The sequence below is a fragment of the Actinomadura sp. CNU-125 genome (assembly GCF_001942465.1).
In the GTDB taxonomy this organism is placed as follows: domain Bacteria; phylum Actinomycetota; class Actinomycetes; order Streptosporangiales; family Streptosporangiaceae; genus Spirillospora.
The window spans coordinates 1-13,719 of record NZ_MKJY01000134.1 but is presented as its reverse complement, the minus strand read 5'-3'; the positions used below and the strand labels follow the sequence as shown (position 1 = coordinate 13,719).

At 73.5% G+C, this 13,719-nt stretch carries 13 protein-coding genes and 1 pseudogene; 5 read left to right on the top strand and 9 right to left on the bottom strand.

The features are described 5' to 3' along the window. Positions 1-289, bottom strand: a pseudogene (locus BJF79_RS60475) (hypothetical protein); the annotation flags it as partial. A gap of 265 nt (positions 290-554) precedes the next feature. Beyond that, positions 555-1,178 carry an ABC transporter ATP-binding protein gene (locus BJF79_RS17535; RefSeq protein WP_075898806.1) on the bottom strand — a complete coding sequence of 208 codons (624 nt, stop codon included), beginning with the start codon at positions 1,176-1,178 and terminating at the stop codon, positions 555-557. 70 nt (positions 1,179-1,248) lie between these two features. Here BJF79_RS17535 and BJF79_RS17530 point away from each other — a divergent pair, with 70 nt between their 5' ends. Further along, positions 1,249-3,918 carry a DUF4132 domain-containing protein gene (locus tag BJF79_RS17530; RefSeq protein WP_075898804.1) on the top strand — a complete coding sequence of 890 codons (2,670 nt, stop codon included), beginning with the start codon at positions 1,249-1,251 and terminating at the stop codon, positions 3,916-3,918. Here the strand turns inward: BJF79_RS17530 and BJF79_RS17525 are convergent. After that, on the bottom strand, positions 3,915-4,109 hold the full coding sequence (locus tag BJF79_RS17525; RefSeq protein WP_083733536.1) for a DUF397 domain-containing protein: 195 nt from the start codon (positions 4,107-4,109) through the stop codon (positions 3,915-3,917). The genes BJF79_RS17530 and BJF79_RS17525 overlap by 4 nt on opposite strands. Positions 4,110-4,356: 247 nt before the next feature. Between BJF79_RS17525 and BJF79_RS17520 the strand changes: the two genes are divergently transcribed. Beyond that, positions 4,357-4,935 carry a hypothetical protein gene (locus BJF79_RS17520; RefSeq protein WP_075898800.1) on the top strand — a complete coding sequence of 193 codons (579 nt, stop codon included), beginning with the start codon at positions 4,357-4,359 and terminating at the stop codon, positions 4,933-4,935. 16 nt (positions 4,936-4,951) lie between these two features. Here the strand turns inward: BJF79_RS17520 and BJF79_RS17515 are convergent, their stop codons facing one another. The 3 genes from BJF79_RS17515 to BJF79_RS17505 form a co-directional block, all read right to left on the bottom strand. Next, entirely contained in the window at positions 4,952-6,013 is a 1,062-nt protein-coding gene (locus tag BJF79_RS17515) for a DUF6348 family protein (protein WP_075898799.1), read from the bottom strand. A gap of 32 nt (positions 6,014-6,045) precedes the next feature. After that, the gene (locus BJF79_RS17510) at positions 6,046-6,273 is read right to left on the bottom strand and encodes a hypothetical protein (protein ID WP_075898808.1); all 228 of its coding nucleotides are present in this window, start codon (positions 6,271-6,273) and stop codon (positions 6,046-6,048) included. A 79-nt stretch (positions 6,274-6,352) separates the two neighbouring features. After that, on the bottom strand, positions 6,353-6,997 hold the full coding sequence (locus BJF79_RS17505) for a TetR/AcrR family transcriptional regulator (RefSeq protein ID WP_075898797.1): 645 nt from the start codon (positions 6,995-6,997) through the stop codon (positions 6,353-6,355). Between the two features lie 60 nt (positions 6,998-7,057). On the opposite strand from BJF79_RS17505, the gene BJF79_RS17500 reads away from it, so the two are divergent. Beyond that, positions 7,058-7,702 carry a class I SAM-dependent methyltransferase gene (locus tag BJF79_RS17500; protein ID WP_075898795.1) on the top strand — a complete coding sequence of 215 codons (645 nt, stop codon included), beginning with the start codon at positions 7,058-7,060 and terminating at the stop codon, positions 7,700-7,702. On the opposite strand, the gene BJF79_RS17495 is transcribed toward BJF79_RS17500, so the two are convergent. Further along, the gene (locus BJF79_RS17495) at positions 7,681-8,247 is read right to left on the bottom strand and encodes a suppressor of fused domain protein (protein ID WP_075898793.1); all 567 of its coding nucleotides are present in this window, start codon (positions 8,245-8,247) and stop codon (positions 7,681-7,683) included. The genes BJF79_RS17500 and BJF79_RS17495 overlap by 22 nt on opposite strands. Before the next feature lie 73 nt (positions 8,248-8,320). Next, positions 8,321-8,908 (bottom strand): CGNR zinc finger domain-containing protein, encoded by a 588-nt coding sequence (locus BJF79_RS17490; protein ID WP_075898791.1) that lies wholly within the window; start codon positions 8,906-8,908, stop codon positions 8,321-8,323. 94 nt (positions 8,909-9,002) lie between these two features. Between BJF79_RS17490 and BJF79_RS17485 the strand changes: the two genes are divergently transcribed. Both BJF79_RS17485 and BJF79_RS17480 read left to right on the top strand, forming a co-directional pair. Further along, positions 9,003-10,178: an epoxide hydrolase family protein gene (locus BJF79_RS17485; protein ID WP_075898789.1), complete on the top strand. Its 1,176-nt coding sequence runs from the start codon at positions 9,003-9,005 to the stop codon at positions 10,176-10,178. A 671-nt stretch (positions 10,179-10,849) separates the two neighbouring features. Further along, on the top strand, positions 10,850-11,305 hold the full coding sequence (locus BJF79_RS17480; protein ID WP_075898787.1) for a helix-turn-helix domain-containing protein: 456 nt from the start codon (positions 10,850-10,852) through the stop codon (positions 11,303-11,305). A 2-nt stretch (positions 11,306-11,307) separates the two neighbouring features. Here BJF79_RS17480 and BJF79_RS17475 read toward each other — a convergent pair whose 3' ends face one another. Next, positions 11,308-13,383, bottom strand: a complete 2,076-nt coding sequence (locus tag BJF79_RS17475; RefSeq protein WP_143219992.1) for a hypothetical protein — start codon at positions 13,381-13,383, stop codon at positions 11,308-11,310. Between the last annotated feature and the right edge of the window lie 336 nt (positions 13,384-13,719).

The following is a 13,719-nucleotide window of genomic DNA, read 5'->3' as shown; positions in this document are numbered from 1 at the left end:
CCGGGCCGACCGCCAGCAGCGCCACGACGCCACTGCGGTCGATCATCGCCTGCAGCCAGGCGTCCCAGTGCGTGGACGCCTGGGCCAGCACGGCCGCGGCCGTTCCGCCGATCGTCGCCGCGACGCCCAGCACCACCGCTCCGGCCAGGCGCACCGGGTCGGCCGCGCCGACGACGGCGGACAGCGCGAACCCGAGGACGGTGCCGCCCGCGACCGCGAGCAGCAGCAGGAGCGCGGGGCGGACCGGGCGAGCACGCCGCGGCGGGGGAGCGGCGACAGCACCAGCCACGCCGCGTCGGCGGCGGGGAGCGCGACGGGCCCGAACCGGCGGGCCAGGGTCAGGAACCCCGCGTAGGCGAGCGCGATCAGCGCGAGCCCGGCTCCGGCCCGCGCCGGGTCCGCCTCCCGGGCGGCGGACGGCAGCGCGGTGCGGGCGAACCCGCCGAGCGACACCGCGAGGATCAGGGCGGCGGCCGCCCGCGTGTACCAGTCGGTCCAGCCCGCGGACGTCCGGCCGTGCACCCGCAGGTATCCGCGGACCGTCCGCGCGCCGCTCACGAGGCGGCCTCCAGGCGCAGCCTGTCGGTGGCCCAGGCGAGGTCGTCGTCGTGGGTCGCCATCACGATGGTCCCGCCTTCCCGCAGGTACGGGTGGAGGATGTCCGGCGGGAGCCGGTCGAGGAAGTCGTTGTCGAGGCCGCGCTCGGGCTCGTCCAGGAGGAGCAGCCGGCTCGGCCGGACGAGCGCCATCGCGAGGGAGAGCCGCTGCCGCTGGCCGGTCGAGAGCTGCAGCGGCGTCGCGTCGTTCCGTCCGGCCAGCTCGAACAGGTCGAGCACCGCGCCGGTGCCGAGCCGGGACGTGCCGTAGACGGTCCCCATCAGGTCGATGTGCTCGCGCACCGACAGCCCCGGGTACCAGGCCGGTTCGTCGGCGGCGAAGACGACGTCGCGCCAGAACGCGGGCCCGTCCTCCGGCGGCCGTCCGAGGACGGTCACGTCCCCGGCGGTGGGGGACTGCAGGCCCGCGAGGCAGCGCAGCAGCGTCGACTTCCCGGAGCCGTTCGTCCCGAGGACGGAGACGAGGCGGCCGGGGTGCACGTCGAAGTCGAGGCCGCGCAGGACGGGCCTGCCGCCCAGTTCGACGTCGAGCCCGCGGACCGTGATGATCGTTTCGTCCACGTCGACGATCCTATGCGCGGTAGGCGGGCATGGCCGTGAATGTCCGTCCGCACCGTTAGGTTCCGGTGCCATGGACGAGACGGTGGGCATCCCGGTCGAGTGGCGCGAGCACATCCATCCCCGGCGCGGCGGGGTCGCCGGGCGGACGGTCGTTCCGGACGAGGACGCCGCGCGGCGGGCGCGCGAGCTGGCGGTCGCGGCGCGTCCGATCGCGGTGGAGACGGCGGAGCACGAGCGCACCGATCCCGTGCTCGGCAAGGCCGTCCGGGCGTGGCTGGACGGGGAACCCGACCCGGTGGGCGCGGCGGCCGTCGCCGCCGTCGCGGTGAAGTACCTCGACCGCACCGCCGGCGGGGCGTTCCTGGACGCCTGGGTGCTGGAGCACGGCCTCGCGTTCGCCGCCTGCGCGGTCACCGAGGCGGTGTCCGTCGAACTCGGCCCGGTGCCGGTGCGGGCGACGCGCGGCTCGGGCACCGGCGTCGCCGTCGGGGCCTTCGTCGCCCACACCGGCTCCGATCGGCCCGCGGGGTGGCGCGGCGAGATCCGGCGCATGACGGACGCCGACGCCTTCCCGCTGGGCAGGTGGGTCGCCGAGGGCGAGGACGGCGGCGCGGTGGTCGAGCGGCTCCGCGCGCTGCTCGCGGCGGCTCCCGAGGACGAGTACCGCGACGCCGTCGCACGCCTGGCGGCCCATCGCGGCGACGCCCGCCGCCGCCGCGCGGTCTCCTACCTCGTCCCCACCGAGACGGCCTGGACGGACGAGTCCCTCAAGGACCTCGACGACTCCGGCCATCGCCAGGTCCTCCGCTACGACCACGTCCTCGCGTCGCTGTCCGGCGCCGCGCACGTCGAGCGGATCGGCCGGGTCGGCTGGATCACGGTGTCCCCGGCCATGGTCGGGACGCTGCTCGACGGGCTGGGCGCGGACGCCTTCCCGCTGCTCGACCAGGCGCTCCGGCGGCGTTTCCGCAACGACGCCGACGAGACGCGCCCGCTCCTCGTGCGGGCGCTGCTGGAGATCCCCGACGAGCGGCTCTTCCCCACCCTGCTCGACGGCTTCGGCGAGAAGGACATGCCCGCCGCGCTGGTGGAGGCGGCCGGACGGCACCCGGTGCAGGCCGTCCGGGCGCTCGCGCCGCTGGCCGAGGACGGCACGACGCGGGGCCTGCGCGTCGCGGGCGTGCTGCGCGGGCTGCTGTACGGCGACCCCGCACTGGTCGGGGAGCTGCCCGCACGCGCCGCCGAGGAGCTGCGGCCGCGTCCGTCCGTCCCGGACGCGGGCGGCCTGCCGTCCGTCCTCGCGGGCAAGCCCGGCCGCAGCGCCAAGGTGGACTGGGCCGACCCCGCCCTCCTTCCGCCGATCCGCACCCGCGGCGGCGACCGGGCGCTGCCCGCCGACGCGACGCGGAACCTGCTGCGCCTGCTCGCCGCCAAGCCCGCCGCCGGGTCCGCCGCGTCCGCCGATATCGCGGCCGTCCGCGCGTTCTGCGACCGGCACTCGCTGGCGGAGTTCTCCTGGGCGCTGTTCCAGCGCTGGTTCGCGCTCGGCGCGGCCACCAAGCACAACTGGGCGCTGGCGCAGCTCGGCCTGATCGGGGACGACACGACGGTGCGGCGGCTCGGCCCGCTGATCCGGATCTGGCCGAGCGAGGGCGGCGCGGCCCGCGCGAACACCGGGCTGGACGTCCTGGCCGGGATCGGCTCCGACGTCGCCCTCACCCACCTGTTCGAGCTGACCCGCCGCGGCAAGACCAAGGGGCTCCGGGCCCGCGCCGCCGCGAAGATCGACGAGATCGCCGCCGCGCGCGGCATCACCCCCGAGGGCCTCGCCGACCGCGCCGTCCCGGACTTCGGCCTGGACGGGACGGGCACGCTCGTCCTCGACTACGGCCCGCGCCGCTTCACCGTCACCTTCGACGAGCGGCTCGTCCCCCTGGTCGCGGAGCCGAACGGGAAGATCCGCAAGAGCGCGCCCAAGCCCGGCCCCAAGGACGACCCGGTCCTGGCCCCGGCCGCGCACGCCCTGTTCACCGGCCTGAAGAAGGACGTGCGGACGATCGCCGGCCAGGAGATCGGACGACTCGAACTCGCCATGATCGACCGGCGTGGCTGGTCGCCGGACGACTTCCGTGCGCTGTTCGTCGAGCACCCGCTGCTGGGACACATCGTCCGCCGCCTGGTGTGGATCACCGACACCGGGACCGCGTTCCGCGTCGCCGAGGACCGCACGTACGCCGACGTCGCCGACGAGCCGTTCACGCCCGCACCGGACGCCCGCGTCGCGATCGCCCACCCGGTCCTGCTCGACGACCTCGACGCGTGGGTCGAACTGTTCGCCGACTACGAGATCCTGCAGCCGTTCGAGCAGCTCGGACGTGCCGTCCACCGGCTCACCGAGGACGAGCGGACCGCGCACCGGCTCGCCCGCGTGGAGGGGCTCGTCCTGCCGTACGGCAAGGCCAAGGGCCACTCCCAGGGACGCTGGGAGTCCGTCGACGCCGACGGCGGGTTCGCCGGCGGATGGCTCGCCCGCCGCGATCCCGCGGGCCTGTACGTCGTCGCGGACCTCAGCCCCGGCCTGTACGCCTACATGTACGGCGAGGGCGACGATCAGACGATCGGCGCCCTGTGGGCGGGCCCGGCCCCCGCGAACGCGCCGACCGGCACGGTGCCGCTCGGCGCGGTCGACCCGGTGACGATGAGCGAGGCCGTCCGCGACCTCGTCCGCAGCGCGTCCTAGCCGGGGTTCGCCGGCGGCGGCGTGCGCAGGGCGGCCCGCAGGGCGGCGGGCGCGAGGAGGAGCACGGGGCCGTCCGGATCCTTGCTGTCGCGGACGCCTACGCCGTCGGGGAGTGAGGCCAGCTCGACGCAGTTTCCGCCGTTCGGGCCGCTGTGGGAACTCTTACGCCAGGACACACCGCTGAGGTTCACGATCCGTGCCCGCCCTTCTGGGATGCCGGGGGCTTGGACGTGAACTTCCCTCATATCGCGGGTCTATGCAGGCGGTAAGCGTTCGGTTATGAACGACGTCCGGTCGGTGCCGGCCGGGAGTTTTTTCCCTCGATCTCCCCCGGGCGGGGGAGCGGCTTCACCCCGGCGGGCGGGGACTCGCGCCCCGCGCGGCTGCGACCTTCGGTACGGAGCGGGCCGCCCGGACCCGCCCGACCGGAGGAGGACCATGACCGCGCTCACCGACGCCCCGATGAACGCTGGACGGCTGCGTACCGCGTGGCGGGCCGCCCATGCCCCGGTGCCCGGGGTGCCGCGCTGGGCGCGGATCGCCGCCTACGCCGTCCCGTTCACCGTGCTGCCGTCGAGCCTCTGGCGGCTCCCGCTCGCGTTCGGCGGTCAGTTGGGCTTCGACGACCCGGTCGGGGCGGGCGAGCGGCTGTACGTCGTCTTCCTGTCGATCTTCTCCGAACTGGTGGCGTTCACGGCCGTCGGGCTCGTCGCCGCCTGGGGGGAACGGTTCCCCCGCTGGATCCCGGTGCTGCGCGGCCGGACGGTGCCGCCGCCGGTCGCGATCGTCCCCGCGGCCCTCGGCGCCGCGATCCTCACGGTGCTGTGGACCTATTCCTTCGTGGCCGGGTTCTCCGGGCTCACCCTGCAAGGCGAACCCCTGTCCGCGGACTTCCCCTCCCAGCGGGGCGGCTGGGAAGCCGCGATCTTCTACGCCTGCTACCTGCCGCTCCTGCTGTGGGGGCCGCTGCTGGCCGCGGTCACCTACGCCTACCACCGCCGCCGCCGGAACCACTGATCCGGCGCCCGTCCCGTCAGCGCGGCACGAGCAGGCAGAAGACCCGCACCGCGACCGGACCGTCCGGCAGCGGCGCGGGAAAGCCCGCGACCACCTCCTGCCCGCCGGGCCACGTCTCGGAGTCCAGCAGCACCTCGTTGGTCTGCGGCACGCCGTCCTGGTACGAGACGAACAGGCGCAGCCCGTGCACCCGCGGTTCGAGCGGCTCCGCGCGCAGCGCCTCCAGCAGCCGGTCGAGCAGCGGCCCGGCGGGCGGCACCGGACGGTCGGTGAACATGGTGAGCTGCGCGCCCGTCACCACCTCGAACGCGCCGTCCGGATGCTCGTACCGCTCCCGTTCCACCTGGTCGGGCGCGGCGCCCGGACGCAGCAGGCCCTCGACGATCGGATGCAGCGAACCCCGCTCGAACTTGCGCACCGCCCCGCCGATCGCGTCGCGCCAGGTGGCGCCGTGCCCGGCGAGGCTCTCCACCAGCCACGACCCGGCCAGCGCCGGATGCGATACGGCGAAGTCGACCTGCGCCATCACGTACCCGGCCGGAGCGGGATGGACGAACAGCCGCGCGTCGACCTTCGTCCCGCCGTCGAGCGGCACGCCGTGCCCCCGCAGCAGCGCCTCGAACACGGCCCGCGCCGAAGGGATCCCGCCGTCGCCCCGCCCGACCGGCTCCAGGTCCTCGGCCAGCGCGACCGGGGCGAGCATCAGGTCCGACAGCCGCGACCCGCCGTTCAGCGCGTTGTTGATCGCGTTGAACTCGGCGCTGCGCGGCGCCACCCGTTCGATCTCGCCGCGGTCGGCCCGCTGCGCCCGCGCCAGCGCGGCGACGAACACCGGCTCGTCCGGAAGGCTCAGCGACCCGCCCGGGGCCGTCAGCTCGCCGGGGAACCCGACCTCCGGCAGCAACCGCCGCGTGAACGCCATCGGCAGGAAGACCAGCAGCCGCTCGGCCAGCCACGGCTCGACACCGGCCCCCGTCAGCCGCTCCCACACCTCGTCGTCGCCCGGCGGCTCCGCGCCCCCGCAGAACGCCGCGATCCCCACCTCGACGGCGTCGCCGAACCCCGTTGACTCGATCATCGCGACAGCCTAGGGGGCCGGATGCGCGAGCTTCATCCGGTTTTGCGCGCGTCCTCGGTCGTGCCGCCGAAGCCGTGCCCGCACGCGGAGCAGTGCCAGAGCGGACGGCCCTCCCACACCACGCAGCCGCCCAGGGCGACCTCCCCGCGTTCGGCCTCCTCGAAGAGATCCGGCCCCGGCAGCCCGTAGACGATCGGGATCGGCGCGCCGCCGCCGCAGTGCGGGCAGGCGGACGGAGCGTCGGTCGTTTCCGCGGTCATGGCCATCCCCGTTCGGTCGTTCTCGCTCGTCCTGATCTCCCCCATGGGACGACGCGGTGGGACGAATGGTTCGCGGCCGTCACTCCCCGGGCGGATCGCCGCAGAGCTGGGCGGCCAGGGTGGCGTAGGCCCAGTCGCCCCACTCGTCGGGTGACCAGCCCCGTTCGTCGACGAAAAGCAGGTAGAGCTGCGGGCTGAGCAGGCCGAAGAGCACGTCGGCGGCCCTCTCGACGGAGACGCCGGCCCGGAAACCGGGCTTGCCGACCAGCGCTTCGGCGGCGGCCCGCTGCACGGTGAGGCGCGGATCGCCGCCACCGGGCCATTGCGCGGCGATCTCCGGATCGGTGGCCGAGGCCGCCTCGATCAGCGGAATCATCGGTGCGACCCGGCCGAGAATTCCGAGGGTGCCGCTAACGTGCGCCCGCAGCTGCGCGGTCGCGGTCGGCGCGGCGCACGCGTCCCGGAACCACGCGCGGTCCATGGTGGCGACCGGCTCGGCGTCGCCCGCGATGGACGTGTCGACGACGTCCTTGAACAGCGTGCGCTTGTTCGAGAAGACGTAGTAAACGGTCTGGACGGCCACGCCCGCCCGGTCCGCGACCTGCTGCAGGCTCGTCGCCCCGTACCCCTGCGCGACGAACAGCTCCCGCGCCGCCTCGATGACCTTCTCCCGGGTGCGCCGCGACCGCTCCGCGCGCTTGTCCGGCCGCTTGACGGTCTCCATGATCCGAGCTTATAACTAGAGAGCATCACTAGAGTTCAACTCTAAAAACATGGAGGGGCGATGGACGACCCGAAGGCCGCCGCTCAGGAGCACGCCGTCCGCCGCGAACTGGAGGGCTACTACGCCGCCGGGAAGCCGCCGTGGGACACGGGCGTGACACCGCCCGAACTGGTGAACCGGGTGGAAGGGGACGGCGCCCCGCCGCCCGGACGCGCCCTCGAACTCGGCTGCGGCACCGGGACGAACGCGATCTACCTGGCTCGCCGGGGGTGGGACGTCGTCGCCGTCGACCTGATCGACCGCGCGGTCCGGCGGGCACGGGACAAGGCGGACGCGGCAGGCGCGACCGTCCGGCTCCTGTGCGGGGACGCCACCCGGCTCGACGACCTCGACGTCCCCGGCCCGTACGACCTGTTCTTCGACCTGAGCTGCTACTGCGGCATCCCGCCGCACCGCCGCGACGCCTACGCCGCCGGGCTCGCCCGCCGCGCGGCCCCCGGCGCCCGGCTGCTGATGTTCGGATACGGGCCCGAGGCGTTCGACGACCCGATCTCCGGCGTCACCGCCGACGAACTCCGCACCCGGTTCGCGGACTGGACCCTGACCGACGTCACGCCCGGCACGAACGACGTGCCCACCGCCTGGTTCACGCTCCGTCGCGGCCGATCAGGCGGTGCGGCGGCTCAGACGGTCGACTCCCGGTGAAGGTCGAGCAGGTCGGTCCCGTTGAGCTTCCAGACCTCCATCAGGCTGTTGAGACCGTCTCCCGAGTCCAGGGCGAAGCGGAACTCGGGGTCGGTCATCGGCACGATCGTGACGAACCTGAGCACGGCCTCGCCGTCGGCGTCGCGGAAGTGGTCGAACTCGTCCGGCAGATGGGGGTGCACGGAATAGGCGATGCTGGAGATCCGGGTCTCGGGGATCAGCGGCTCGGCATTCCGGTATCCGCCCCTGTGCCCGTGCCCCGTGCCGTTCTTCAGAGCGAACGTGGCGGCGAGGTGGACGAGATAGCTCGCCTCCCGTTCCTGGCCGGGACGGGCGGAGCACACGATCTCCTCGGGAATCTGGAATTCCAGGTCCTGGAACCGGAGCCCGGTGCTGGCCGCGGACACCATGTCGTGCTCGGGATGCCGGTGGAAGCCGATCGCGAAACCGCGGTTGTGCCCCAGCACGTCCGGCGGCTCGGCGTGGGTGACCGGACCGAGGTAGCGCTCGGCGTGCTCCAGGAGACCTTCGTAGGGGGACGGCATCCCCGCACACTAGTGGGCGGACCGCCACGTCCACATGTCGGCGAACCGAGGCCCGGGCGGCGGGCAGGTCAGGTCAGACGACATCCGTCCGTGCGGCAGTCCCGTTCTGGCGCCGGTTCGCATTGAAGCGCGCCTTCTTCTGACGATTCCCGCACGTGTTCATCTCGCACCATTTACGGGTGCGACTCTGACTGGTGTCGAAGAAGGCCGCCCTGCATGTCGGCGATGCGCACAGCGCCATTCTGCCGTCTCGTTCGCCCGCGATGATGCTGATCGCGTCGGCGGCGATCACGCCCAGCGCGTCCTCTACGCGGGAAGCCGAGCCGAGCCGCCACCGGCGATCGCCCTCGGGCGTCAGGACGGCCGCGGCCCGCCCCTGAATGCTGCAGTCGTTGATGACCTGGACGGCGGGCACGGGGAGAGCGTCTCGGAGTGCGGTCGCCGTCGCGGCGGCGTGAATCGATTCCCTCAGTTCCCGAGCGAGTTCGAGCTGGGCGGGGGTGCAGGTCTCCACGGCCAGTCCGCTCACGGCCAGCCAGTCGACGAGTCGCCGCGGCACGGGGATGCGCTCCACGGCGTCGCCGCACCGCTCCGTCAGGGTCGCCGTGAAGCTGGTCGCCAGCACGTTGCCGAGACGGAAATCGGGGAACCGGGCACTCATGGAACCACCTTAGCGGGTTCTCCATCGACGCGAAGGCGTGCTAGAACTGCCTAAGCCGGTTCGCAGTCGGTTCCACGAAGGCCAAGGAGGTCTCATGCCCGCTCCGAGCAGCGACGTGCGCACATTCGAAGCCCGCGCGACCGACGCCGACCTCGACGATCTGCGCGCACGACTGGCCGCGGCGCGGCTACCGGAACCCGAAACGGTCCATCGCGCCGCGCCCGGCCCCCGACGATGGGGGCAGGGCGTTCCGCTCGCCGACCTCGTCGACGTCGTGGACTACTGGCGCACCGGGTACGACTGGCGGTCGTTCGAAGAGCGCCTCGACCGCATCGGCCAGTTCCGCACGACCATCGATGATCTGGGGATCCACTTCCTGCACCGCCGATCCGCCCGCGCGGACGCCGCTCCTCTGCTCTTGACGCACGGCTGGCCGGGCAGCATCGCCGAGTTCATCGATGCAGTGGACGAGCTGGCGGATCCGGAAGATGCGGAAGCGCCCGCGTTCCACGTCGTGGTTCCCTCGCTGCCGGGCTTCGGTTACAGCGACAAGCCGGCCGCCACCGGATGGGGGACCGAAAAGATCGCGGCCGCATGGGTGGAACTGATGGAAAGGCTCGGCTACGGCCGGTTCGCGGCCCACGGCGGCGACTGGGGAGGCAATATCACCACGGTTCTCGGCGGCAGGTTCCCGGAGCACGTTCTCGGTATCCACACAACGTTCGCGGACGCACCGCCCGGGTTGACGACCGACGGGCTGACCGCGGTCGAACGCAAGTGGACCGAGGAGACCCGCGATTTCTACGAGGGCCCCCACGGGGCGTACGCGAAGCAGCAGGCGACCCGGCCGCAGACCATCGGCTACTCGCTCGTCGACTCACCGGTCGGGCTTCTCGCCTGGATCCTCGACAAGTTCGCCGAGTGGTCGGATACCGAAGACAGCCCGTTCGAGACGATCTCCAGAGACCGCATCCTTGACGACGTCACCCTGTACTGGCTGACGCGCACCGGTGCGTCGTCGGCCCGCATCTATTACGAAAGTCACAGCTCGATGGACCCGGCACTCCGGGTCGACGTCCCGGCGGCGATCACTATGTACCCTCGCGACATCGAGAAATGCCCGCGCCCCTGGGCGGCGGAGCGGTACCGGCGGATCGTCCGATGGAAGGAGCCCGAGACCGGCGGACACTTCCCGTCGCTGGAGGTTCCCGAGTATTTCGTCAAGGACCTACAGGAAGGCCTCGCGGCGGTGCTGGCCGCCGGCCGGTGAACGCAGGCGCCTTCCGCCTCCCGTTTCCGCGGTCAAGGATGATCCGGGTTCCTCATGGACCGCTCGAAGGGAACGGTGACCGGTAGATCTCCGAGGGTGTGTTCACCGTTCGCGGCCCATCGGGGCCGGGCCACCCGTCGTCCGGGTCCCCCAAGTCGGCGTAGAGCCAGGCGAACCCCAGAACCACCCCGGTGATCGCCAGCGCGAGGACGATGGCGAAGGAGGCTCCTAGCGCTTTCTTTCTCTTCACTCCCACAAACCCTCAACCACAAGTCCGTCCATCTGTTCTGCAGGTCAGTGCGTCGTCCTCGTGGACGTCCGTCCGGCATCTTCCTCAAAGCGTTACACATCGCGGCCGAGTATTTCGCGTTATGCCCCGCCAATGTGTGGCAGAACGGCCACCCGCGCCCGCTGACTGCATATGCGGAGTCTCCCGTCGGCTTCAATTCGTGGGATTTCTGGTGAGACTGATCCGCCGTCGGCCTTCCCATGGCCTGCACCCGTACGGATGCGGCCGGGGCGTTGTGGAGTTCCGCCTCGGATCCGGGGTGGACGGGTGAAGGGACGGTCCGCGATGCAGACTTCGGGGTGACTACCGCGTGTCCTTGGCTGACGAGGTGGGTTGTGGTCAACTAAAGTCGTTGAGCATTCGAGACGGGGAGGACCTGACGATGCTGAACGACACGGGGGCCGGGGGCGTCGCGCCGGGGGCGGCGCTCGCCGACAAGGTCGAATGGCTCATCCGCAACCAGTGGCCCGCGCAGGCCGGGCCGCCGCGCAACAACGTCGAGACCGCCTCGGCGATCGCCCGCGCCACCGGCGAGGACATCTCCTCCACGACGGTGTGGAAGCTGCGCACCGGACGGCAGGAGAACCCGCAGCTGAAGACGCTGACCGCGCTCGCCACCTTCTTCGGCGTCCCGATCGGCTACTTCGGATTCCCGATCGAGGCCGCCCCCATCGAGGACGACCTCACCTTCAAGGCCCTGCGGCGGGAGGTCGAGGACGGCGCCATCCCGGCCGAGGTGCTGCGGGCGCTCGTCGACCTGTCGGAGAACGCGCGCTGGGTCGTCCACGAGATGATCCTCGGCGCCGCCGCGGCCGACCGGGAGCGCGGCGGCGACTGACGTCACGGAAGGTCGGTGCGCCACAGGGTGGGGGTCGTGCCGTTCGTCCCGGTCGCGAGGAGGCGGTCGCCGAGGGCGGCCAGGCCGGTGAGGCGCTGGGGGCCGTCGCCGTTCAGGCCGTTGCCCTCGGGGCGCCGAACCTGCCAGGACTTGCCGTCGGCGGACGTCCACAGCGCGACGTCGGAGGCGCCCGCCGGGGTGCCGGTGAGGACGAAGCCGCCGGTCGTCGCGAGGGACGCGGTGATACTGGACGCTTCGATGGTGCTGAGCGCCCACGTCTTGCCGGCGTCGGCCGAAACCCCGACGACGTTGCGGTCGCCGGTCGCGACCAGCACGTCCCCGCGCGCGACGACCTTCGTGAAGGCGCCCGCCCCCTCGGGGAGCTGCACGGGCGTCCACGACTTGCCGTCCGCGGACGTCCAGGCGGCGGGGACGTTCGCGGCGGCCTCGCCGACCGCGACGTAACCGGCGGTCGTCGCGACGACGTCGCGCATGCGCCCGTCGCCGAGGTCGCCGGTGCCCTCCGTCCAGGCGGTGAGGTCGGCGGAGTGCCAGGCGGCGGGCGCGTCGCCCGGCGGTGCGACGACGACGTACCCGGCCTTGCCGTGCGCCGCACCCGAGAGGTCCGCGGTCGGGGGCGCGGCCGGGCTCCACGCGGCCCCGTTGGGGGACGTGACCAGCAGGCCGCCGCCCGCGGCCACCCAGCCCTGCGGGCCGTGCGCCGCGACGGCGAGGCGCTGCACGCCCCGACCGCCGAGCCCCTCGCCGCCCGCGCGCGTCCACGACTCGCCGTCCCGCGTGGACCACACCGCCGCGTCGCCCGCGCCGCTGCCGATGGCGAGCGTCGTCCCGTCGGCGGAGACCAGGCGGGTGAGCGTGCGGTCGGGGGTGACGGCGCCGGGGACGGCGAGGAGGTCGATGTCGCCGTGCCGTGCCCCGGGCGCCGTGAGGTACGCGCCGTTCGCCTGGGTGCCCGCCACCAGCACGCCCTTGGGCAGCGCGGCCGACGCCGTCGCGTTCTTGCCGTCGCCGCCGTCGAGCCGCTCGACCGAATCCCACTTCACGCCGTCGTCGCTGCGCTGCACGTTGAGGCGCCCGTCGGAGATCGGGATGAGCGCCGTCAGGCTCTCGGACGTGCCGTTCAGCGCGGCGAGACTCTCGTAGTCGCGGCGGTCGATGGTGCTCGCGCGCGTCCAGCCCACGCCGTCCGTCGACTGGTAGATCACGGCCCGGCGCCGGTCGCCGTTCTTGCCCTCGCGCGCCGCGAACACCCCGCCGGGGCCGTTCGTCAGCGCCACGACCCGCCCGTACGAGCCGTCCGCCTGCGGCACTTCGGCCCGCGTCCACGTGTCGCCGTTGTCGGCGGACCGCCACAACTCGCCCGTCTCGGTGAGGACGACGAGCTCGCGGCCGGTGGCCGCCACGCTCATCGGCGCCTCCTTCGCGGCGGCGCGCCGCCAGGTTTCGCCGTCGGCGGACGTCCAGAGCGCCGGACCGTCCGCGCCCTCGCCCACCGCCGCGAAACCGCTCGGCGTCGCGGTCAGCGAGGCGACGGTGTCGCCCTGCTCGAAGCCCTGCGGGGACGCGCGGTGCGTCCAGGTCCTGCCGTCGCCGCTCGTCCACACGGCCACGCCCGCCGGGCCGGTGCCGAGGGCCGCCCACGCCTTGCCGGACGTGGCGACGACGCTCGGCACGTCGAACGGGCTCGCCGCCCCCTCGCGCCGCACCTCCGCGACGGCCCACTGGTCCGCGCCGTCCGCCGACACGAGGATCTGGCCGCGTGGCCGGTCGACCGTCTCGCTCCCGACCGTCACCGCCGTTTCCCCGCTGACCGCGACGCCCGTGATGGCCTGCTCGTGCCCGTCGTAGAGGGCGGCCTGCACCGGGAAGGCGCCGCTCGCATCCGTCGCGCCGTCGGCGCCGGGACCGGGCCCCGTGCTCACGCCCGGGATGCCCTCGCCCTTCACCAGGTACGCGACGCCGCCCACGATGAGGGTGGCGACGGCCGCGACCGCGATCCCCGACCGCAGGCCCGGCCGGAACACGCGCTGCCCCGCCGGTCCCGGGGGCGTCGGCATGCTCTGCGGCCGATCGAACGCCGCCGCGGCCGTGCCTCGGGCGCTTGCTCCTGGACGGGCGGCGCGGGCGCCTCGCGCACGCGTGCCCGATCCTGGCCGGGCGGGCCGCTCGCGGGCGCGGGCGCGCCGGTCGCGGTGTCCCGCGGCCGGGCGTCTGTTCCTGGACGAACGGCGCGGGCGCGTTGCGTACGCGTGCCTGGTCTCGGCCGGGCGGGCCGCTCGGCGGGTGCGGGCGGTGCGGGCGTTTCCCGTGCGGGTGCCCAGTCCGGCCCGGTCGGGGTACTTGCGGGCCCGTCCGGTGGCGGTGGGTGCGGGGTGCCGGGTACCTGCTCCTGG

Coding starts and splice junctions, on each gene's coding strand:
- BJF79_RS17500 (WP_075898795.1), top strand. CDS start 7,058: ATGGACGACCCGAAGGCCGCCGCTCAGGAGCACGCCGTCCGCCGCGAA.
- BJF79_RS17530 (WP_075898804.1), top strand. CDS start 1,249: ATGGACGAGACGGTGGGCATCCCGGTCGAGTGGCGCGAGCACATCCAT.
- BJF79_RS17475 (WP_143219992.1), bottom strand. CDS start 13,383: ATGCCGACGCCCCCGGGACCGGCGGGGCAGCGCGTGTTCCGGCCGGGC.
- BJF79_RS17495 (WP_075898793.1), bottom strand. CDS start 8,247: ATGCCGTCCCCCTACGAAGGTCTCCTGGAGCACGCCGAGCGCTACCTC.
- BJF79_RS17515 (WP_075898799.1), bottom strand. CDS start 6,013: ATGATCGAGTCAACGGGGTTCGGCGACGCCGTCGAGGTGGGGATCGCG.
- BJF79_RS17480 (WP_075898787.1), top strand. CDS start 10,850: ATGCTGAACGACACGGGGGCCGGGGGCGTCGCGCCGGGGGCGGCGCTC.
- BJF79_RS17520 (WP_075898800.1), top strand. CDS start 4,357: ATGACCGCGCTCACCGACGCCCCGATGAACGCTGGACGGCTGCGTACC.
- BJF79_RS17510 (WP_075898808.1), bottom strand. CDS start 6,273: ATGACCGCGGAAACGACCGACGCTCCGTCCGCCTGCCCGCACTGCGGC.
- BJF79_RS17505 (WP_075898797.1), bottom strand. CDS start 6,997: ATGGAGACCGTCAAGCGGCCGGACAAGCGCGCGGAGCGGTCGCGGCGC.
- BJF79_RS17485 (WP_075898789.1), top strand. CDS start 9,003: ATGCCCGCTCCGAGCAGCGACGTGCGCACATTCGAAGCCCGCGCGACC.
- BJF79_RS17490 (WP_075898791.1), bottom strand. CDS start 8,908: ATGAGTGCCCGGTTCCCCGATTTCCGTCTCGGCAACGTGCTGGCGACC.